We start from the raw sequence: 21379 nt of genomic DNA on the forward strand, positions 1-21379 counted from the left end.
GGGCACGTGCGGGGCGGCTCGAGGTGCGATTCAAGTGCTGAAAGCAGGCCCGAGGCGCGCCGCAAGTCACGTCGCTCGCTCGTCGCCCTGCAGGCCGCCAGCAACGCTCACGCGTCGATGTTCGCCGCCCGCAGCGCGTTGGTCTCGATGAACTCGCGGCGCGGTTCGACTTCGTCGCCCATCAGCATGGTGAAGACGCGGTCGGCCTCGATGGCGTCCTCGATCTGCACGCGCAGCAGGCGGCGCACGGTCGGGTCCATCGTGGTTTCCCAGAGCTGCTCGGGGTTCATTTCGCCCAGGCCCTTGTAGCGCTGGCGGCCCACGCTGCTCTCGGCCTGCTGCATCAGCCAGGCCATGGCGGTACGGAAGTCGCCGGCCTTGACGGTTTTCTGCTTCTCGCCTTCGCCGCGGCTGACGGTGGCGTCCGCGCCGAGCAGGCCGTTGAAGGTGAGGCCGGCGCGGCTGAGGGCCTCGTAGTCGGCGCCGTGCACGAAGTCGGCGGTGATGATGCTGCTCTTGATGTTGCCGTGGTGGCGGCGGCTGATGCGCAGGTGGTGCTTGTCGCTGCGGGCGTCGAATTCGGCCGCCACCTCGGCGTCGTGCAGCGCGCCCTTGAGCGCCACGGCGCTGGCCTCGGAGCTGGCAGCGTCGTCCAGGTTGAGCGCCAGGCCGTCGGCGATGGCGCGCAGGGCCTCGACGTCCATCCAGTTGGACAGGCGGGCGATGACGTTGTTGGCCTGCACGTACTGGCGCGCGAGTTCGGACAGGTCGGCCGCGGCGATGACCGGCCGGCCGTTGGCGGGGTCGACGCGGGCGCCATCCAGCGCCACGCGCAGCAGGTAGTCGTCCAGCGCGGAGGCGTCCTTGAGGTACTGCTCGGCCTTGCCGTGCTTGACCTTGTACAGCGGCGGCTGGGCGATGTAGATGTGGCCGCGCTCGACCAGGTCGGGCATCTGGCGGTAGAAGAAGGTCAGCAGCAGGGTGCGGATGTGGGCGCCGTCCACGTCCGCGTCGGTCATGATGATGATGCGGTGGTAGCGCAGCTTGTCGGGGTTGAAGTCGTCCCCGCCCATGCCCTTGCCGATGCCGGTGCCCAGCGCGGTGATCAGCGTGAGGATCTCGTTGCTGGCCAGCAGCTTCTCGTAGCGGGCCTTCTCGACGTTGAGGATCTTGCCGCGCAGGGGCAGGATGGCCTGGAACTTCCGGTCACGGCCCTGCTTGGCCGAGCCGCCGGCGGAGTCGCCCTCCACCAGGTAGATCTCGCAGAGCGCCGGGTCCTTCTCCTGGCAGTCGGCCAGCTTGCCGGGCAGGCCCATGCCGTCGAGCACGCCTTTGCGGCGGGTCATCTCGCGGGCCTTGCGGGCGGCGTCGCGCGCGCGCGCAGCGTCGACGATCTTGCCGCAGATGGTCTTGGCGTCGGTGGGGTTCTCGAGCAGCCAGTCGCTCAGCAGGCGGCTGACGATGTCCTCCACCGGCGCACGCACCTCGGAGCTGACCAGCTTGTCCTTGGTCTGGCTGCTGAACTTGGGCTCGGGCACCTTGACGCTGACCACGCAGGCGAGGCCCTCGCGCATGTCGTCGCCGGTGATGTCGACCTTGGCCTTCTTGGCGATCTCGTTGTCTTCGATGTACTTGTTGATGATGCGGGTCATCGCCGCGCGCAGGCCGGTCAGGTGGGTGCCGCCGTCACGCTGGGGGATGTTGTTGGTGAAGCAGAGCACGTTCTCGTTGTAGCTCTCGTTCCACTGCATCGCGACTTCGACGCCGACGTTGGTCTGGTTGTCGCTGATCTTGTCGCCGCGAGCGTGGAAGATGTTCGGGTGCAGGACCTTCTTGCCCTTGTTGACGAACTCGACGAAGCCCTTGACGCCGCCAGCGTAGGCAAAGTTGTCTTCCTTCTGGTTGCGCTCGTCGACGAGGCGGATCTTGACGCCGTTGTTCAGGAAGCTGAGTTCGCGCAGGCGCTTGGCCAGGATGTCGTAGTGGAACTCGGTGTTGTGCTGGAAGATCTCGGTGTCGGGCAGGAAGTGGACCTCGGTGCCGCGCTTGTCGGTCTCGCCGGTGATCCGCATCGGGCTGACCTCGAAGCCATCGCGCACCTCGATCTGGCGGTCCTGCGGCACGCCCTGGCGGAACTCCATGTAGTGGGTCTGGCCGTCGCGGCGCACGGTCAGGCGCAGCCACTTGCTCAGGCCGTTGACGCAGCTCACGCCCACGCCGTGCAGGCCGCCGGAAACCTTGTAGCTGTTCTGGTTGAACTTGCCGCCAGCGTGCAACTCGGTCAGGGCAATTTCAGCGGCCGAGCGCTTGGGCTCGTGCTTGTCGTCCATCTTGACGCCGGTGGGGATGCCGCGGCCGTTGTCGGTGACGGAAATCGAGTTGTCGGTGTGGATGGTGACGACGATGTCGTCGCAGTGGCCGGCCAGGGCCTCGTCGATGGAGTTGTCGACCACCTCGAACACCAGGTGGTGCAGGCCGGTGCCGTCGGAGGTGTCGCCGATGTACATGCCCGGGCGCTTGCGCACCGCCTCCAGCCCTTCCAGGATCTGGATGCTGTCCGAGCCGTACCCTGCGGAGGCCGCGGCCGATGCAGCCGCAGAGGCCGCGGCGGATGCTGCCGCCGTAGCAGCCTGCTCTTCGGGCGTCGGTTCAGCGGGGATCGGGGTGGTGGATTCGGTCATGGTGTCTTGAAACAATGAGGGCCGGCCGTCCGCAGGACAGGCGGCCCGGGCAACCCCCTGGCTGGCGCCCCCGCTTGGCGGGGGCAGGGGGTGCACAAAGCACGGCAGCAATGCCGATGGGGATCGTCAGATCCTCATCGGCATCACGACGTACTTGAAGCCGGCCTGTTCGGGAATCGTGACCAGCGCGGAGCTGTTGGCGTCCTGCAGGGAGAGCATCACCATCTCGGTGCTGGCGTTGGCCAGCACGTCGATCAGGTAGGTGACGTTGAAACCGATCTCGATGGCGTCGCCGCCGTAGTCGATCTCCAGCTCTTCCTTGGCCTCTTCCTGTTCGGCGTTGCTGGCGGCGATGCGCAGGGTGCCCGGCTCGAAGTTGATGCGCACGCCCTTGAACTTCTCGCTCGTCAGGATGGCCGCGCGCTGCAGGCTGGCCAGCAGCGGGGCACGGCCCAGGGTGACGTGGTTGCGGTGGTTCTTCGGGATGACGCGGTTGTAGTCGGGGAACTTGCCCTCGACCAGCTTGGTGACGAACTCCATGCCGCCGAAGCTGAACTTGGCCTGGTTGTCGGCGAAGCGCATCTCGATGCGCGACTCCTCCACATTGCCCTCGGCGTCCTTGGGGGCGGACTTGTCGTCCTTCTCGGACTTCAGCAGGCGCTGCAGCTCCAGCACGGTCTTGCGCGGCAGGATGACCTCCTGCTTGGGCATCTCGACGTCCAGCGTCGCCTGCGCCAGCGCGAGGCGGTGGCCGTCGGTGGCCACCAGCGTCAGCGTGCGGCCCTCGGCGACGAAGAGGATGCCGTTGAGGTAGTAGCGGATGTCGTGCACCGCCATCGCGAAGTGCACCTGGTCGATCAGGCCCTTGAGCGTCTTCTGCGGCACGCTGAAGCTGGGGCCAAACTCGGCCGACTCCTGCACCAGCGGAAAGTCCTCGGCCGGCAGGGTCTGCAGCGTGAAGCGGCTCTTGCCACCGGCCAGCGTCAGCTTGTTCTGCGCCGCGCTGAGCGTGACCACCTGGTCGGCGGGCAGGGTGCGCAGGATGTCGATCATCTTGCGCGCACCCACGGTGGTGCTGAAGGCGCCCTCGTCGCCACCCAGCTCGGCCGCGGTGCGCACCTGGATCTCCAGGTCGGAGGTGGTGAACTCGGTGTGCCCGCCCTGCTTGCGGATCAGGACGTTGGCCAGGATGGGCAGCGTGTGGCGCCGCTCGACGATGCCGGAGACGGCCTGCAAGGCGCCCAGCACCTTTTCCTGTGTTGCCTTCAGCACGATCATGAGGGGTGTCTCTCTCGTCGGGGGGGTCATCGGTGACCAGGACACGGACCACGCGCGCGCATGCGAGCGGCCGCAAACGCGCTATTTTCGCCTGAAAACGGTGCAGCCTCCGGCCGCGCCGGTTCAGCCTTTGAGCGTTTGCTCCAGGACGTGCAGCTGCTGGTTCAGCTCGGTGTTCTTCTGGCGCTCGCCGCCGATCTTGCGCACCGCGTGCAACACCGTCGTGTGATCGCGTCCGCCGAAGAGCTCGCCGATCTCGGGCAGGCTCTTCTGCGTCATCTCCTTGGCCAGGTACATCGCGATCTGGCGCGGCCGGGCGATGCTGGCCGGGCGCTTCTTGGAGTACATGTCGGCGATCTTGATCTTGTAGAAGTCCGCCACCGTCTTCTGGATGTTCTCCACCGAGATCTGGCGATTCTGGATCGACAGCAGGTCCTTGAGCGCCTCGCGCGCCAGGTTGATGCTGATCTCCTTGTGCGAGAACCTGGCGTAGGCCAGCACCTTGCGCAGCGCCCCTTCGAGCTCGCGCACGTTGGCACGCACGTTCTTGGCGACGAAGAAGGCCACGTCCTCGGGCATGCCGGCGCCTTCGGCCTGGGCCTTCTTGAGCAGGATGGCCACGCGCATCTCCAGCTCCGGCGGCTCGATGGCCACCGTCAGGCCGGCGTCGAAGCGGCTGGTCAGCCGCTCGTCGATGTCCACCAACCCCTTGGGGTAGGTGTCGCTGGTCATGATGATGTGCGCGCGCTTGGCCAGCAACGCCTCGAAGGCGTTGAAGAACTCCTCCTGGGTGCGGTCCTTGCCGGCAAAGAACTGCACGTCATCGATCAGCAACAGGTCCAGCGAGTGGTACTTGGCCTTCAATTCATCGAAGGTCTTGCGCTGATAGTTCTTCACCACGTCGGAGATGAACTGCTCGGCATGCAGGTACAACACCCGGGCGTCGGGGTTGTTGCGGATCAGGGCATTGCCCACCGCGTGGATCAGGTGGGTCTTGCCCAGGCCGACGCCGCCGTAGATGAACAAGGGGTTGTACATCTGGCCGGGCGCACCCACCACATGCAGCGCCGCGGTGCGGGCCATCTGGTTGGCCCGCCCGGGCACCAGGGTCTCGAAGGTCAGGGCCGGGTTGAGCCGGCCGATGTTGCTGGCCGGGGCCGGCAGTGCGCCACGCGCGGGCGCGGCAGACACCCCCGGTGCCGCGGCACCCGCGACGTGGCCAGGCTCCTCGGCACGCACCGGGCGGCGCAAGGACGCGCGACCCGCGGGCATCGAGCCAGCGGTTGGCGTAACCAGCGAGGTGTCGAGCATCGCACCGACCGACAACGGCGCCGGGGCGATGACGCGCATGGCCGTGTCGCTGCCCGCCGGGGCCGCCATGCGCTGCTCAGGGCCGCGCGGCAGCAGCGACAGCTCCAGCCGCACCGGCTGGCCGGCCAACTCTGACAGCGCCGACTCGATGCGCGAGCCGTACTGCGTGCGGATCCAGTCGAGCTTGAACCGGTTCGGGACGCGCAGCCCCACCCGCAACCCGTCGGCAGCGGCCGAGACGTCGGCAGCCGGCAGGGGCTTGATCCAGGTGTTGAATTGCTGCTCGGGCAGCTCGGCTGCCAGGCGCTCGCAGCCACGCTCCCACAGGTCCGTGATCATGTTTTTGGTGTGGACAACTTTTCCGAAGGGGCGCGATTGTAGCCACATCCCCTGGCTTCGAGATATGGTTATCCACAGTTTGGAGAGGCAGGTCAACCCTGCGACCGGGATGGAAAGACGACGGGATACGTTGACGCCCCGGTCGTTTCTTGCTGTAATCGCGGGTTCCCTGGAGCGTGGCCGGGGTGCGTTTGCCTGGGCTTTGCGCAGGCGGCACCAAGTCGTCGCTGCGGGACTGTTTGACGAACCACCGGGGCGACTGTTCAGCAGTGCCGCCCCCGGCTGACCCCATCACGCACCATCGGCGACCTTCCGTCGATGGCCGGGTGGCTTGGCCGCTTCTGCTTCACCGCCGCATCACTGCCGCATCACCGCCCCTGAGGATCCAAGATGAAACGCACTTACCAACCGTCCAAGGTTCGCCGCGCCCGCACCCACGGCTTCCTGGTGCGCATGAAGACCCGCGGTGGCCGTGCGGTCATCAACGCTCGCCGCGCCAAGGGCCGCAAGCGCATCGCTCTCTGATCGAGCACGGGGCTGCCCTGGCCGCCCCGCTGGAACCCGGCTTGGCACAGACCCTGAGCGCCCTGACCGCGTCCGCCCGTTTCGAGGCGGCCATGGGTCAGCGTCCTTGTGCCCGGTCGACCCATTTCAGCGTGCACTATCTGCCACCCGCCAAGTTGTCAACAGCCGCGACCCTTGATCCGTCGCCCCCTGTGGATGATTCCAGCGGGCCTGCATCGGGAAACGACATCCTGATGCTGGGCATGGTGGTGCCCAAGCGGCACGCGCGCCGCGCCGTGACGCGCAACCTGATCAAGCGTCAGATGCGCGCGCACGTGCGTGAGCGGCTCACCGAACTGCCCTGCGGCGAGTGGGTGCTGCGCCTGCGCGCCGGCATCAATCGCCAGGCCTTCACGTCGGCGGCCTCCGAGCCCCTGCAGCAGGCCGTGCGCAGTGAGCTGGATGGTCTGCTGCGCGATGCGGCACGCCGCGTCAGGTCGGGCGGACCGGCCGCCTCCGGAAAGGCGGCGCGGTGAACGCTGCCTGGCCCACCCGAGCCGGGTGGTCGTCGCCGATGGCGTGGCCTCGCCAGCTGCTGATCGGGCTCGTGCGTGGCTACCGGCTGCTGCTGAGTCCCTGGCTGGGCTCGTCCTGCCGGTTCGAGCCAACCTGTTCCGCCTATGCCCTGACGGCGCTCGAACGGCACGGCGCCCTGCGCGGCGGCCTGCTCAGCGCTGCCCGCATCGGCCGCTGCCACCCCTGGTGCGCGGGCGGCCATGACCCGGTGCCTCCCACAGGGGCCGGACTGTTCACCGCCCTGCTCGGGCGCGCCAGCGCCGCCGAGTCCGCCGCCGCCCCGACCGGGTCGCCGGCTTCCGAATCCCGAAAGACCTCCGTATGACCGACATGCGCCGTGCCCTGCTGTGGGGTGTTTTCTCGATGTCGCTGGTGATGCTGTGGGACGGCTGGAACCGGCACAACGGCCAGCCGTCGATGTTCGACCCCACGCAGCCCGCCGCCAGCGCACCCGCCGCGAACGGATCGGCCGGCGTCCCCGCTCCCGTGACCAGCACCAGCGCCACCGCACCGGCTGCCGCCGCTTCGGCCGTGGCCGTGCCTGGTACGGCCGCGGCCACACCGTCCGAGACAGTCGAGGTCCGCACCGACACGGTCAACGCCACGCTGGACACCCGCGGTGGCAGCCTGGTGCGCGTCGAGTTGCTTGGCTACACAGAACAGGCTGGTGACGGCAAGCACAACATCACGCTGCTGGACCGTTCGGCCCAGCGCGCCTACACCGCCGAGACCGGGCTGATCACCGCCACGGCCGGCGCGACGCTGCCCAATCACTTCACCGTGATGACGCTGCTGCCCGGCGAGCGCACCCTCGCGGACGGCCAGAACGAGCTGAAGCTGCAGTTCGAGGCGACCGCCGGTGACGTCAAGCTGGTCAAGACCTACACCTTCCGCCGCGGCGACTACAGCATCGGCGTGCAGCAGCAGGTCCAGAACACGGGCGCGGCAGCGGCCAACGTGCAGGCCTACTACCAGCTGGTGCGCGACGGCAACGCGCCGCCGAACGAGTCGAGCTTCTACAGCACCTTCACCGGCCCTGCGGTGTACACCGATGCCGGCAAGTTCCAGAAGATCGAGTTCAAGGACATCGAGAAGCGCGGCACCACCGACAAGCCCAGCCATGAAACCCAGGCCGACAACGGCTGGGTCGCGATGGTGCAGCACTACTTCACCTCGGCCTGGCTCCTGTCGGACAAGGCGCAGCGCGAGTTCTTCACCCGCAAGGTCGGCAACAACCTCTACGCGGTGGGCATGACCGTGCCCCTGGGCAGCCTGGCCCCGGGTGCCGCCAAGACGCTGGACGCGCGCCTGTATGTCGGCCCGCAGGAAGAGAAGAAGCTGGAGGCCCTGGCACCTGGTCTGGACCTGGTGAAGGACTACGGCTGGCTGACCATCCTGGCCAAGCCGCTGTTCTGGCTGCTGCACAAGCTGCACTCGATGATCGGCAACTGGGGCTGGGCCATCGTCGCGCTGGTGGTGCTGCTGAAGGCGGCGTTCTACTGGCTCAACGCCAGCGCCTACCGTTCGATGGGCAAGATGAAGGCCATCAACCCGAAGGTGCAGGAACTGCGCGAGCGCTACAAGGACGAGCCGCAGAAGATGCAGCAGGAGATGATGCGCATCTACCGCGAGGAGAAGGTCAACCCGCTGGGCGGCTGCCTGCCGATCTTCATCCAGATGCCGTTCTTCATCGCGCTGTACTGGGTGCTGCTGTCGAGCGTCGACATGCGTGGCGCCCCGTGGCTGGGCTGGGTGACGGACCTGAGCGTGAAGGATCCGTATTTCATCCTGCCGATCCTGATGACGCTGACCACGGTGCTGCAGACCTGGCTGAACCCCACGCCGCCGGACCCGGTCCAGGCCAAGCTGATGTGGATCATGCCGCTGGCCTTCAGCGTGATGTTCTTCTTCTTCCCGGCCGGCCTGGTGCTCTACTGGTTCACCAACAACCTGCTGTCCATCGCCCAGCAGTGGATGATCAACCGGCAGCTCGGGCTGAACAAGTGAAGATCGCCGCCACGCGGCGGGGCTGACCGCACGGACAGTGCCAGCCCGGCCCCGAAATGGGCGGCACCACCGCGTCGCGTGGAATTGTCCCGTGCTGCGGTCCACGGAGCAGCGCGGAGGAACCAGAACAGGGGGTTGAGGCCACCTGACGCTTCGCGCACCATACGGACAGCGGGGCAGACCTGAGGCCGTCGCTGCTGTTCCTGCGGTCTTCGCGACCCACGGATTCGCAGCGATGTCCCCAGCTCGGGAGGTCGAAGCCGGACGAACCGGCCGCTTCCCCCCGCGCCACATTTGCCCTGCCGCAGCGCCCTGGCGCTTCTCCGCGCACAGCCCCCCGTTCCATGCCGCTGCAGCCCCGCCGGACCTCGGTCCAGCGGGGCTTTTTTCATCGTGCTGCACCCCTTGATCCACGGTCCGGCGGCCGCAGGGACAATCGCCCCCATGCTGCCCCGCCATGACGAACCCATCGCTGCCATCGCCACCGCTCCCGGCCGGGGGGCGGTGGGCATCGTGCGCGTGTCCGGCCGCGCCCTGGCCCCGCTGGCGCACGCGCTGACAGGTCGCGATCTGACGCCCCGGGTGGCCAGCTATGGGCCGCTGCGCGACGCGGCCGGCCGGCCGATCGACCACGGCCTGGCGCTGTACTTCCCGGCGCCGCACAGCTACACCGGCGAAGACGTGCTGGAGCTGCAGGCCCACGGCGGCCCGGTGGTGCTGCAGCTGCTGCTGGCGCGCTGCCTGGAAGCGGCGGCCGCCCCCGATGCGCACGGCAGCCCCTGCCTGCCGGGGCTGCGCCTGGCGCGCCCGGGCGAGTTCACCGAGCGGGCCTTCCTGAACCACAAGCTCGACCTGGCACAGGCCGAGGCAGTGGCCGACCTGATCGACGCCAGCACCGAGGCGGCGGCGCGCAGCGCGGCGCGTTCGCTGGCCGGTGAGTTCTCCCGCCAGGTCGGCGCACTGCGCGACCAGCTCGTCGACCTGCGCATGCTGGTGGAGGCCACGCTGGACTTCCCCGAGGAGGAAATCGACTTCCTCGAACGCGCCGACGCCCGCGGCCGCCTGAGCCGGGCCAACGCGCAGCTGGCCCACGTCATCGACACGGCCCGCCAGGGCGCCCTGCTGCGCGAGGGCCTGCAGGTGGTGATCGCCGGGCAGCCCAACGCCGGCAAGAGCTCCCTGCTCAATGCGCTGGCCGGCGCGGAGCTGGCCATCGTCACGCCGATCCCCGGCACCACGCGCGACAAGGTCAGCGAGACGCTGCAGATCGAGGGCGTGCCGGTGCACATCGTCGACACCGCCGGCCTGCGCGAAAGCGACCAGGCGAGCGACGAGGTGGAACGCATCGGCATCGAGCGCAGCTGGCAGGCCATCGCCGAGGCCGATGCAGTACTGCTGTTGCACGACCTGACGCGCCAGGATGACGCCGCCTATGTCGCTGCCGACGAGGCCATTGCCGCGCGCCTGCCGGCAGGGGCGCGGCTTGTGCACGTCTACAACAAGGTCGACCTCGCCGCCCAGCCCGTCGCCGCCGCTCCGGCCATGCGGGCGGACGACGGCGCCTCCGCCATCGTGCTGTCCGCCCGCACCCACGCCGGCCTGGACGAGCTGCGCCGCACCCTGCTGCAGCTGGCTGGCTGGCATGCTGCGCCAGACGGCGTCTTCCTCGCGCGGGAGCGCCACGTCCAGGCACTGCGTGCCGCGCAGGCCCACCTCGCCGAGGCCCAGGCCTGGGCCGGCCAGTCCGACGCCGCGCTGGACCTGCTCGCCGAGGAGCTGCGCCTGGCGCACGACGCGCTGGGCGAAATCACCGGCGCCTGCACGCCCGACGACTTGCTGGGCGTCATCTTCAGCCGCTTCTGCATCGGAAAGTAGAGTCACTTCCAAGACCATCTCATGAGGTCTTGAAAGACACCACAACTCCTTGTTTTACAAGGATGTTGCTTCCTAGAATGTCCAACCTGGTCCACCAAGAGCACATTGCTCTCGTGTCCAAGTTCACCTCCAAGAAGGTGAATGGCGCGCCGGATCCCATGAACTTGGACTCACGGAGGCTGCATGGCACTCACCGACACTGCGCTGAAGGCACTCAAGCCCAGGGAGCGGACCTACACCCTCGCGGATGAGCGAGGGCTCTACGTGGAGGTCTTCCCGACGGGCGGGGTCGTGTGGCGCTACCGGTACCGGCTCAACGGGAAGCAGGAAAAGCTGTCGCTCGGCAAGTACCCGGATCTGACCCTGAAGAACGCCCGCCTGAAGCGGGACGAAGCGGCCCACGCGGTGGCCATGGGCGAGTCACCCGCCCAGCAAAAGCAGCTGGCCAAAGCCGGCCGGGCTGCAGCCACAACCGTTGCCGAGTTCGGCGAAAAGTACTTCCGCGAGATCGTCGCGCGCGACTGGAAGAACGTGACGCTGCCCCGGCGCTACTTCGACAAGTCGATCATCCCCGCCATCGGATCCAAGGCGATGAAGGACGTGTCCGCGGAGGACGCTCGCTCGATCATCTGGCGCAAGAAGGAGGAAGGCTTCGACGCCGCGGCAGGAGCGCTGAGGGGCGTGCTCAAGCGGATGTTCGACTACGCGATCACCTGTGGCGTGGCGACGGTCAACCCCGTCTCGGCGCTGCCGATGCGCCACGTGCACAAGGCCAAGCCCAGGGAGCGTACGCTTTCACCCGCCGAGATCCGCACCTTCTTACGGGCAGTGGATGAATCGAACATCCGCCGGCAATTCAAGATCGGCCTGCGACTGATCCTGCTGACGATGGTTCGCAAGTCGGAACTTCTGCTGGCGAGATGGGAGCATGTGGACCTCGACGCCGCGGAATGGCACATCCCAGTCGAGCACTCGAAGACCGGCAAGCCCCACATCGTCTATCTGGCGCCGCAGGCTGTCGAGCTGTTCCAGCAGCTGAAGCGGCTGGCGGGCGGCAGCCCCCTGATCTTGCCGGGACGAGCCCATCCGGAGAAGCCTTTCGCGCATAACGCCATCAATAGTGCATTGAAGGTGTCATTGGCAGGCCAGGATATTCCCGCCTTCACGGTCCATGACCTGCGCCGCACCGCATCCACCCTTCTCCACGAACACGGCTGGTCCTCGGACGTGGTCGAAAAGGCCCTGAACCACACGATCGGTGGAGTCCGTGGCATCTACAACCGCGCGGAGTACGCACCGCAGCGCCGCGAGATGCTGGGGTTCTGGGCCGAGTTTGTTGGCCGACCAAGCCACCAAGAGCAGACGGTCTGACCAAAAAGGCGAGGGCGAGGCCTTCAAGAACCGATTCAGGACGCGTAGCAACCGACGTCTGATGAAGAATCAGGCAATCACCATGTGATCCATGAGATAACTCACAAGTCACTGTCTGAATTGAATTTTCAGCGCCGACATGATGATTTCGGCACCAGTTGACCCCGAGAAATCCACAGAGTTATCCACAGCAGCTCGGTAAATCTCGGTCTAGACTTGCTCATCTTGGAACTGGATGGATCACCAGGGAAAAGACGAAGGCCCCGCAGTGGTTGCAACACCGAAGGGCCTTCTGGCGCCGGAGCGCCTTGTCAACTTTGAGCGGCTGACAGCTGTCGATTACAACTCATCCTGAAGGTGATTGCCACCCCGGGAGGCGTTGTGACGACCTCCGGCAAGGGATTGATCCGCTTGTTGGAGAACCATGTGCAGAGAACGCACGATTCCACGCGATACCCGGGCCTGACCGAACAACGCCCACCCCATTCCGGTCTGACCATCCTGCGCCGCCGGCAGGTCGAACACGAAACGGGGTACTCCCGCTCCACCATCTACCTGCGGATCTCGCAGGGCCTTTGGACCCGGCCCATCTCGCTGGGCGCCCGGGCCGTGGGCTGGCCGGCCGGAGAAGTCTCGGCACTTAACGCGGCACGCATCGCCGGACTGACCGACGCGCGCATCCGCGAGCTGGTGCACCGCCTCCATCTCACCAGAGTCGGGGACCCAATGCTGGCCGCTGCCATGGAGGAGCGATGAATGGGCACCCGCAGCCTGAACCCCCGGCTGGCGAAGATCCACCGCACCTACTCGGTCGAGGAAGTCTCCCGCCTCTACGGCGTGCACAAGAACACCGTGCGCGCCTGGATCAAGGCCGGGTTGGGTGTGATCGACGAGCGACGGCCCGTGCTGGTTCGCGGTCAGGCGCTGGCCGAGTTCTTGGAGAAAAAGCGCAACCGGAACAAGCAGCCCTGTGGGGCCGGCGAGATCTATTGCCTGCGCTGCCGCGTCCCGCGCGAGCCAGTGGGCGGGGTCGTTGGCTACCGCCTGATCACCCCGACCAACGGCAACCTGATCGGCCGCTGCCCGGTCTGCGGCACCGGGCTGTTCCGCCGCGTATCCACCGCCCGGATGACCGAAGTCCTGGGCAGCCTGCGCATTCAGGAGACGGAGGCGGGGGAGCACATAGCCAAGAGCCCCATCCCCTCCGGAATCTGTGACTTCAAGGCAGGAGCCTGAACATGCGCAAACATCACCCCGACAACGAGCGCGTCAAGCGCCAGTACTTCGGCTTTCTGAAGGAGGCCAAACGGCAGAGCGAGCCCTCGGTGGACGCCGTCGCCAAGGCCCTGGCACGGTTCGAGGCGGAAACGCAGTACCGGGACTTCCGCAACTTCCGGCCCGAGCAGGCAGTGGCCTTCAAGCGCCGACTGGCCGACCGGGACAGCCAGGTCACCGGCGAAAAGCTCAGCAAGGCCACCCAGCACGCCACGCTGTCGCATCTGAAGCGCTTCTTTCAGTGGCTGGCGCTGCAGCCGGGCTACCGCTCGCGGCTGAACTACTCGGATGCGGACTACTTCAACCTGTCCGAAAAGGACGCCCGTGTGGCCACCGCCCGGCGGGAGCGGCCCGCGCCGACGATGGAGCAGGTGCTCCACGTCATCCGGTCCATGTCGGCGGACAGCGACATCGAGATGCGCGACCGGGCCCTGGTGGCCTTCGCACTGCTGACCGGGGCCCGTGACAGCGCGCTGGCCTCGCTGCGGCTCAAGCACGTGGATCTGGCGCAGGGCAGCATCCACCAGGACGCGCGGGAGGTGCGAACGAAGTTCAGCAAGACCTTCACCAGCTACTTCTTCCCGGTCGGGGACGAGGTCCGCCGCATCGCCGAGGCGTGGGTGTGCCACCTGCGCACCGAACGGCTGTGGGGGCTCGACGACCCGCTCTTTCCCGCCACCCGGATCGAGGTGGGTGTCTCCGGGCAGTTCGAGGCCACCGGGCTGGAGCGTGCCGGCTGGGCCAACGCCTCACCGGTGCGAGCCATCTTCCGCGCAGCCTTCAAGGCGGCCGGGTTGCCCTACTTCAACCCGCACAGCTTCCGCCGCACGCTGGCGCAGCTGGGCGAAACCCTCTGCCACACCCCGGAGGAGTTCAAGGCCTGGAGCCAGAACCTGGGCCACGAGGGCGTGCTGACCACGTTCTACAGCTACGGCACCGTGGCGCCGCGCCGGCAGGGCGAACTGATCAAGGCGTTGGCGGTGCCCCAACCGGGCACGGCTCAAAACCCGGAGGCACTCGCAGCCTTTCTCGCCCAGGCGCTGCAGCGCGGCGGGCTGTTGTCAGCGGGAGGGCGACACTGAGTTACACCTCTCCGTACCTCGACTCAACAACGAAGAACGAACCGCAATGCCTATTCGCTAGACCGAGCCCCGGCAAACACGTGACTGGCCGATGAGTGGTGTCGCGGCTCGCGAAGGCAATGCCATGCGGATCGATGTGCGCGCGCGGTTGCGTCTCGCTGGTAGTACGCCGTCAGGCGCATGCATTCCTTCGAGAGCATTGCCGTGAACTATGCCCAAGTGATCATTCTGTGTGCCCGCCGCGTTAGCCAGCCCCGTTCGGCGAAGATGCGTGATTGACCTAGCATTTGCAGTTCAGGTCGCTGTCATTCACCAGAGTTCAAAAGGGAGCACGTCTTGGTCAGCAAGAAGAACACGATTGCCGCGCCGAATCAGACCAGCAACTACCACCACAGCCAACTGGCCACCCAGCGCCCTGATGTCGGCGTGCAGGACCAGTTCAACACCAAGAAGCCGCCGAAGACCTACCGCTACGACAGCAGCCTGGACCCAGCCCTGAGCTGGGACGAGAACCGCGACCGCGACTTGGCCGAATGGCTGCTGGGACTGGTGCAGCGCTGCGCCACCGAAGGCGAGGCGGCGGTGTTCACCGCGCCGCAGGTGTGGGCCGGCGGTGGCGTGCAGGTGCAGTCGCTGAAGGCGGCTGCCGACCTGCTGCAGGCGTTGAGCCAGCCCTTCCTGAACTGGACCGGCAAGGCCGAGCGCCACCAGATTTCAGTGCCCACGGTGCCGCTGTTCGTGCACGAACGGCACTCGACCAAGGCTATCCTGGAAGGCATCAAGCACCGCAAGGCCAAGGGCACCACCTACGACCTGTTCGGCGACGGCGGCGGGCTGGACGTGACCGACAAGCTCGATGCCTACGAGCACAAGGGGCCGTGGCAGAACCGGATGATTCTCGGGGACAGCCTGCAGGTGATGAATTCGCTGCTGGAATTCGAGGGTCTGGGCGGTCAGGTCCAAATGGTTTACATGGACCCGCCGTACGGCGTTAAGTTCGGCTCGAACTTTCAGCCGTTCGTTCGCAAGCGCGACGTTAAGCATAGTGTTGACGCCGAGATGTCGCGTGAACCCGAAATGGTTAAGGCCTATCGGGACACTTGGGAGCTAGGACTTCATTCCTACCTTACCTACCTCCGAGACCGCCTAATGGCTGCCCGGGAGCTTTTGCACGAAAGCGGAAGCGTATTTGTGCAAATATCCGACGACAATCTGCACCATGTCAGGGAGCTTCTCGACGAGGTCTTCGGTCCACAAAACTTTGTAGCCATCATCACAGTCCAGAAGACGACCTCGGCCACGGTTAACTATCTGCCGGCAACATGCGACTATGTTGTCTGGTATGGGCGAGATATTACTCGCCTCAAGTATCGACCCTTTTATCTCCGCAAGCAGTTGGGAGGCGACGGGGCCACCAACTACAACCGCGTCCTTCTTCCTGATGGCACTCGACGAGCGCTAGCGAAGGCCGAAATCACTGACCCGACTCTGCTTCCTTCAGGGTCAAAAATCTACAGCCTTGACAATCTGACCAGCCAGAGTATGGGTCGTGAGAAGGGGGAGGGGGCTGCTTGCTGGTTTCCTGTTGAAATAAACGGACGCGCTTATCGGCCTGGTGCTCAGGCTCGATGGAAAACAAATGAGCAGGGGATGTCTCGACTGCAGGCTGCCGGCCGACTTGAGGCAACCGACAGTCGCGTCGGTTATGTTCGATTCTTTGATGATTTTCCGCTTTATCCGCTGGATAACAATTGGTCCGACGTTGGCGCGAGCTTCATGGCGGACAAGTTATATGTGGTTCAAACATCGCCAAAAATCATACAACGCTGCATGTTAATGTGCAGTGAGCCAGGCGACTTGGTATTTGACCCAACCTGCGGTTCAGGAACCACCGCATATGTGGCAGAACAATGGGGGCGGCGCTGGATTACTTGTGACACGTCGCGGGTGCCGCTTGCACTGGCGCGCCAACGGTTGCTTACTGCTACGTTCCCTTTCTACGAACTCAAGGACCACCAACGAGGGCCGGCCGGTGGCTTCGTCTACAAACGCAAGCAGAACCGTAAGGGCGAAGAGGTCGGCGGCTTAGTGCCGCATATCACCCTGAAGTCCATCGCCAATGACGAGCAGCCGGCCATGGAAGTACTGGTGGACCGGCCGGAGGTGAATGACAAGGTGACCCGGGTTGCCGGCCCGTTCGTAGTTGAGGCAACCATCGCGCCCGCGCAGACAGTCGAGCTCGAAGAGAGCATGCCGGCGGATTCCGAGGCCCAGAGTTTGGATGCCGCTCTGGGCGATGCCGACGCTGCCAACGGCGGCTTGCCTTTGCACGTGGCCGAACCCGCTGGCCGGTACAACGACCCCGCGACGCACATCGAGCGCATGACCCAGGTGCTGCGCCAGTCCAAGACGCTGCGCCTGCCCGGCAACCGCGAACTGGTGCTGGCCGACATCCGCCGCATGACCGACAGCGATGCCATCCATGCCGAGGGCCTGGACGCCGAGGGCAACCGCATCGCCGTGGTCTTCGGCCCTGAGGACGGCGCCATCTCGTCCGACGTGGTGTTCGAGGCTGCCCGCGAGGCCTACTTCCTGAAGTTCCCGCACCTGTACTTCTTCGGCTTCGCCATCCAGGCCAAGGCCCGCGAGCTGCTGGAAGACCGCGCCAAGCTGCGCGTGCCCTGCACCTACGTCACGGTCACACCGGACGTGGCCATGAGCGACCTACTGAAGACCAGCCGCGCCAGCGAAATCTTCTCGGTGACGGGCCTGCCTGACGCCGTGGTGCGCAAGGCCGGAAAGAAGAACGACGACGGGGCCGACCTGTACGAGGTCGAGCTGCGCGGCCTGGACATCTTCAACCCGGCCACGATGGACCAGGAGGACATCCCTGCGCAGAACCTGCCGGCGTGGATGCTGGACACCGACTACGACGGCATGTGTTTCTACGCCACCCAGGTCTTCTTCCCCAAGACCGCCGCGTGGGACAACCTGCAGAAATCGCTGAAGGCCGAGTTCGACCCGTCGGTGTGGGAGCACCTGGCCGGCACCGTGAGCGAGCCGTTCCCCATCGGGCCGAAGCGCCGCGTGGCGGTGAAGGTCATCGACGAGCGCGGTAACGAGCTGATGCGCGTGCTGGATGTCCGCGCATGAACGAAGAACGGTTTGCACCTGCAGTCGTCGCCTGCGTGGACATTGGTTCGCCCAAGAGGGGCAACGTCGGCTGGGCTCTGCTTCACGGCGAAACTCAGGTGACGGGACGCGACCTCCCAGCCTTCATCGCCTTGCTGGAACCTCACATCCGCAGCGGCCGCACCATCGCCATCGGGTTCGAGTGCCCGCTCTACGTGCCGAAGCGTGCAGACGTGGCCACGATGACCGACTGCCGCATCGGCGAGGAGGGACTGAACTGGTGCGGCGGCCCGGGTGCCTCAGTGCTGGCGACCGGGTTGGCTCAGACCAATTGGGTGCTGGCTCGAATGGCCGAGATGGCGGGGACCGCGACCGGTACAACGCGCTGGCACGAAGTGCAGGAAGGCCGCTGCCAATTCTTCTTCTGGGAGGCCTTCATCACCAGTCGGGCTGGAGTCGTTGTGCCGATTGATGTCGTGGAGGGCGTTTCGCTGCACGAGCGGGATGCACTGGTCGGGGCGCTCGCTTTCCGCCAAGTGGTGGTCACGGGCAGGCAGTTCCCGAGTGATTTGCAGGACGAAGGCGCGCTGTCGCTGATTGGCATGCATCTCTTGGAGACGGGCCTTAGCAAGGACATGAGCTTGATGTCCGAACGTTGCGCGGTGCTGAAGGTGAGGAAGCCGCAATGAGCCAAATCAACGCCGTCGAAGCGCCCATCATCAACTCGCCCTACGACCCGCCGGCCTTCCACTGGCACATCGAAGAGGGCAAGCACCCGGAGAAGCGGCCAGGCCGGCGCTTGGCCTCGTATTTCTTCCGTGTGCCCGACCGTGCAGCGCGCGGGCGCAAGGCCAAGGGCCAGCAGTCGCTGCTGGACGACGCATCGAAGGGCCAGGAATACCTGCTGGACCTGGCCAACCTCATCCGCCAGCGCTTGCGCGAGTGGCGCGAGCGCGACTATGCCGGCGCCACCAAGGTAACGCGGGAACTGCTGGAACTGTGGCGTTCGCCTGACCGCTCGCAGCGGCTGTTCTTCGCCCAGCTCGAAGCGGTGGAGACGGTGCTGTTCCTGGTGGAAGGGCCAGACGACCTGAAGCAGGGCATCAACGTGCCCAGCGACGAGCCGGGCGACGACGCCAAGGCAGACGGGTACAAGGCCTTCGTGCGCTACGCGCTGAAGATGGCCACTGGCAGCGGCAAGACCACGGTGATGGGCATGCTGTCGGCCTGGTCCATCCTGAACAAGGTGGCGCAGCCGCAGGCCTCGGCCTACTCGGACACGGTGCTCATCGTCTGCCCGAACGTCACCATCCGCGACCGGCTGCGCGAGCTCGACCCCAACCTGGACGAGCTCAGCCTGTACCGCACCCGGCAACTCGTGCCGCTGCACCGCATGCCCGACCTGCGCAAGGGCGAGGTCTTCATCACCAACTGGCACAACCTGGAGCGGCGCGAGCTGACCGATGTGAACGGCACGTCGGCCAAGGTGGTGAAGCGCGGCGTGCCGGTGGAGAAGCTGCGCACCGTGAAGGTGGGCGGCAAGGACGCGGTGACCGAGGCCGACATCCGGCAGCAGGCGCTGACCGGCGCCTTCGACATCCTGCGCGAGCTGCGGGACAACAAGGGCCAGCTCACCGGCTTCGAGGTGAAGGAGGTGCGCTACTACGAGAGCGACACCGCCTTCCTGCGCCGCGTGCTGGGCAACCGCAAGGGGCGCAGCTCGGCCATTCTGGTGATGAACGACGAGGCCCACCACGCCTACCGGCGCGGCAAGCTCGACGCGGAGGACACCTTCGCCATCGACGAGGAAACGGCCGAGGTCGATGCCCGCGAGGCGACGGTGTGGATTGAAGGCCTGGACCGCATCAACAAGGCGCTGGGAGGCCGGACCAATGGCGTGCGGCTGTGCGTTGACCTGTCGGCCACGCCGTTCTTCATCCAGGGCAGCGGCAATGAGGTGGGCAAGCCCTTCCCCTGGGTGGTGTCCGACTTCAGCCTGCTGGAGGCCATCGAAGCCGGCCTAGTGAAGATTCCCCAGCTGCCCACGCAGGACATCGGCGGCACCGAGACGCCCGCCTACTTCAACGTGTGGCGGTGGGTGCAGGAGATTGCCGAGAAGGAAGGCCACAGCGGCAAGCTCACGCCCGACGTGCTGATGCGCTACGCCACGCAGCCCATCGTGCAACTGGCTGACGAGTGGCGCAAGACGGCCGAGCAGTGGTCGGCGCAGTTCAAGGCTGGTCACCGCAAGACCGACGTGCCGCCGGTCTTCATCATCGTGTGCCGCGACACCGCGCTCGCCAAAGAGCTGTACGACTGGCTGGCCAACGGCAACGCCACCTACGGCGCGGCGCCCGAGCAGTTCCGCAACGCCCCCGGTCGTGAGTGGACCGTGCGGGTGGACAGCAAGGTGGCCGAGGACATCGCCGAGGGCGGTGGCAAGAACGACGAGGCGCGGCGCCTGCGCTTCGTGCTGGAGACCATCGGCAAGACCGGCTGGCCGGGCAACAAGGTGCCCGAAGAGTACGTGGCCATGGTCGAGAAGCACAACCGCAAGGCCCTGGAGGACGACGACAACGGCCTGGTGACCATCGACGCCAGCGTGCCGCCCGGCCGCGACGTGCGTTGCATCATCAGCGTGGCCATGCTGTCCGAGGGCTGGGACGCCACGACCGTGACGCACGTGGTGGGCTTGCGCCCCTTCGGCTCGCAGCTGCTGTGTGAGCAGGTGGTTGGCCGCGCGCTGCGGCGCACGTCCTACGCGGTGGACGAGGCCACGGGCTTCTTCCGCGAGGAGACGGCCAAGGTCTTCGGCGTGCCGTTCGAGCTCATTCCATTCAAGGTGGAGGGCGGCGCCCAGCAGCCACCGTCACCGCCGGCCAACCAGATTTACGCCGTGCCGGCCAAGGCGCAGTTCGAGCTGGCCTTCCCGGTGGTGGAGGGCTACACCGACCCCGGCGTGACCCGGCTGACCATGGACTGGCCCAAGGTGCCAACCTTGGAGCTGAACCCGATGACGGTGCCGGACGTGACCCTGATGAAGGGACTGACCACCCAGGACGGCGCCCTGGCCGCCTACGGCCCCGGCGCGGCCGACGTGGTGAACCTGGAGCAGTGGCGCGCCAAGGTGCGGGTGCAGCAGGTGGCCTTCACCATGGCCAAGGTGCTGACGCAGCAGTGGCTGGCCGACCGTGGCGATGTCATCCCGACGCATCGGCTGTTCCCGCAACTGCTGGGCTACACGACCCGGTTCCTGGCCGAGAAGCTGAAGCTGTCGGGCAATCGGGCGCCGCAGGACGTGGCGCTGAACCCGTACTTCCAGCAGGCGGTGGGCATCCTGTTCGACTCGCTGGTGCCGGTGGACGAAAGCGGCAAGACGCAGGAGCGGCCCATCATCGTGCCGGGTCCGGCGGGCGAGCGCTCGACGCGACACGTCGAGTTCTTCACCGGCCGGCAGCCCTGGCCGGTGCAGAAGTGCCACCTGAACGCCATCGTCGCCGACACGAAGACCTGGGAGCAGGCGGCGGCCACGGCCCTGGACGCCCACGAGGGCGTCGCCAAGTGGGTCAAGAATGACCACTTGGGCTTCATCGTGCCGTACCGCAAGGACGGAATCCGCCGACGCTACCTGCCCGACTTCATCGTGGACCTGACGACCGGTGAGCGCCTGATGGTCGAGGTGAAGGGCCAGCTAGGCGATGCCGAGGTGAAGGCCCAGGCCGCGCACCGCTGGTGTACGGCCGTCAACAACGACGGGCGCTTCGGCCGGTGGAGCTATCACATCGTTCGGCAGCCGCCGGACCTGATGAAGCTGCTGGACAAGCTGACGGGCATCATCGGACTACAGTCCGAACTGACCATGCAATCTTGATCGCTGGAGCCGACGCACGCCCACTGAAGTCCAAGAATGAGTCCAAATAAACGATCAGTGTCATAAAACTCGTTCCA

General features: G+C 66.2%; 15 protein-coding genes. 12 read left to right on the forward strand and 3 right to left on the reverse strand.

Annotation, left to right across the window (positions count from 1 at the left end):
- Positions 1 to 107: 107 nt before the first annotated feature.
- The 3 genes from gyrB to dnaA all read right to left on the reverse strand — a co-directional run bounded on the left by gyrB (position 108) and on the right by dnaA (position 5609).
- Positions 108 to 2681, reverse strand: a complete 2574-nt coding sequence (gene gyrB, locus NGK70_RS00760; RefSeq protein ID WP_251971488.1) for a DNA topoisomerase (ATP-hydrolyzing) subunit B — start codon at positions 2679 to 2681, stop codon at positions 108 to 110.
- Between the two features lie 126 nt (positions 2682 to 2807).
- Positions 2808 to 3959 carry a DNA polymerase III subunit beta gene (dnaN, locus tag NGK70_RS00765; RefSeq protein ID WP_251971489.1) on the reverse strand — a complete coding sequence of 384 codons (1152 nt, stop codon included), beginning with the start codon at positions 3957 to 3959 and terminating at the stop codon, positions 2808 to 2810.
- Between the two features lie 123 nt (positions 3960 to 4082).
- Positions 4083 to 5609: a chromosomal replication initiator protein DnaA gene (dnaA, locus tag NGK70_RS00770; RefSeq protein WP_251971490.1), complete on the reverse strand. Its 1527-nt coding sequence runs from the start codon at positions 5607 to 5609 to the stop codon at positions 4083 to 4085.
- Between the two features lie 390 nt (positions 5610 to 5999).
- Here dnaA and rpmH point away from each other — a divergent pair, with 390 nt between their 5' ends.
- From rpmH to NGK70_RS26415, 12 genes are all read left to right on the forward strand, one after another.
- On the forward strand, positions 6000 to 6134 hold the full coding sequence (rpmH, locus tag NGK70_RS00775) for a 50S ribosomal protein L34 (protein ID WP_251971491.1): 135 nt from the start codon (positions 6000 to 6002) through the stop codon (positions 6132 to 6134).
- A gap of 41 nt (positions 6135 to 6175) precedes the next feature.
- Positions 6176 to 6649, forward strand: a complete 474-nt coding sequence (locus tag NGK70_RS00780; protein WP_251971492.1) for a ribonuclease P protein component — start codon at positions 6176 to 6178, stop codon at positions 6647 to 6649.
- A 38-nt stretch (positions 6650 to 6687) separates the two neighbouring features.
- The gene (gene yidD / locus NGK70_RS00785; RefSeq protein ID WP_251971493.1) at positions 6688 to 7014 is read left to right on the forward strand and encodes a membrane protein insertion efficiency factor YidD; all 327 of its coding nucleotides are present in this window, start codon (positions 6688 to 6690) and stop codon (positions 7012 to 7014) included.
- Complete coding sequence (yidC, locus tag NGK70_RS00790; RefSeq protein ID WP_251971494.1) at positions 7011 to 8696, forward strand: membrane protein insertase YidC; 1686 nt, start codon at positions 7011 to 7013, stop codon at positions 8694 to 8696. The genes yidD and yidC overlap by 4 nt, the downstream gene beginning before the upstream one ends.
- Before the next feature lie 444 nt (positions 8697 to 9140).
- Positions 9141 to 10571: a tRNA uridine-5-carboxymethylaminomethyl(34) synthesis GTPase MnmE gene (mnmE, locus tag NGK70_RS00795; RefSeq protein WP_251971495.1), complete on the forward strand. Its 1431-nt coding sequence runs from the start codon at positions 9141 to 9143 to the stop codon at positions 10569 to 10571.
- Between the two features lie 183 nt (positions 10572 to 10754).
- Entirely contained in the window at positions 10755 to 11942 is a 1188-nt protein-coding gene (locus NGK70_RS00800; protein ID WP_251971496.1) for a tyrosine-type recombinase/integrase, read from the forward strand.
- A 381-nt stretch (positions 11943 to 12323) separates the two neighbouring features.
- Positions 12324 to 12698 carry a helix-turn-helix transcriptional regulator gene (locus tag NGK70_RS00805; RefSeq protein WP_251971497.1) on the forward strand — a complete coding sequence of 125 codons (375 nt, stop codon included), beginning with the start codon at positions 12324 to 12326 and terminating at the stop codon, positions 12696 to 12698.
- The gene (locus tag NGK70_RS00810) at positions 12699 to 13178 is read left to right on the forward strand and encodes a helix-turn-helix domain-containing protein (RefSeq protein WP_251971498.1); all 480 of its coding nucleotides are present in this window, start codon (positions 12699 to 12701) and stop codon (positions 13176 to 13178) included.
- A 2-nt stretch (positions 13179 to 13180) separates the two neighbouring features.
- Entirely contained in the window at positions 13181 to 14299 is a 1119-nt protein-coding gene (locus tag NGK70_RS00815) for a tyrosine-type recombinase/integrase (protein ID WP_251971499.1), read from the forward strand.
- Between the two features lie 336 nt (positions 14300 to 14635).
- Entirely contained in the window at positions 14636 to 17452 is a 2817-nt protein-coding gene (locus NGK70_RS00820) for a site-specific DNA-methyltransferase (RefSeq protein ID WP_251971500.1), read from the forward strand.
- Positions 17449 to 18120: a hypothetical protein gene (locus NGK70_RS00825; RefSeq protein WP_251971501.1), complete on the forward strand. Its 672-nt coding sequence runs from the start codon at positions 17449 to 17451 to the stop codon at positions 18118 to 18120. The genes NGK70_RS00820 and NGK70_RS00825 overlap by 4 nt, the downstream gene beginning before the upstream one ends.
- Entirely contained in the window at positions 18117 to 21302 is a 3186-nt protein-coding gene (locus tag NGK70_RS26415) for a BPTD_3080 family restriction endonuclease (RefSeq protein WP_310742568.1), read from the forward strand. The genes NGK70_RS00825 and NGK70_RS26415 overlap by 4 nt, the downstream gene beginning before the upstream one ends.
- Positions 21303 to 21379 lie beyond the last annotated feature (77 nt).

The organism is Sphaerotilus microaerophilus (assembly GCF_023734135.1).
Lineage (GTDB): Bacteria > Pseudomonadota > Gammaproteobacteria > Burkholderiales > Burkholderiaceae_C > Sphaerotilus > Sphaerotilus microaerophilus.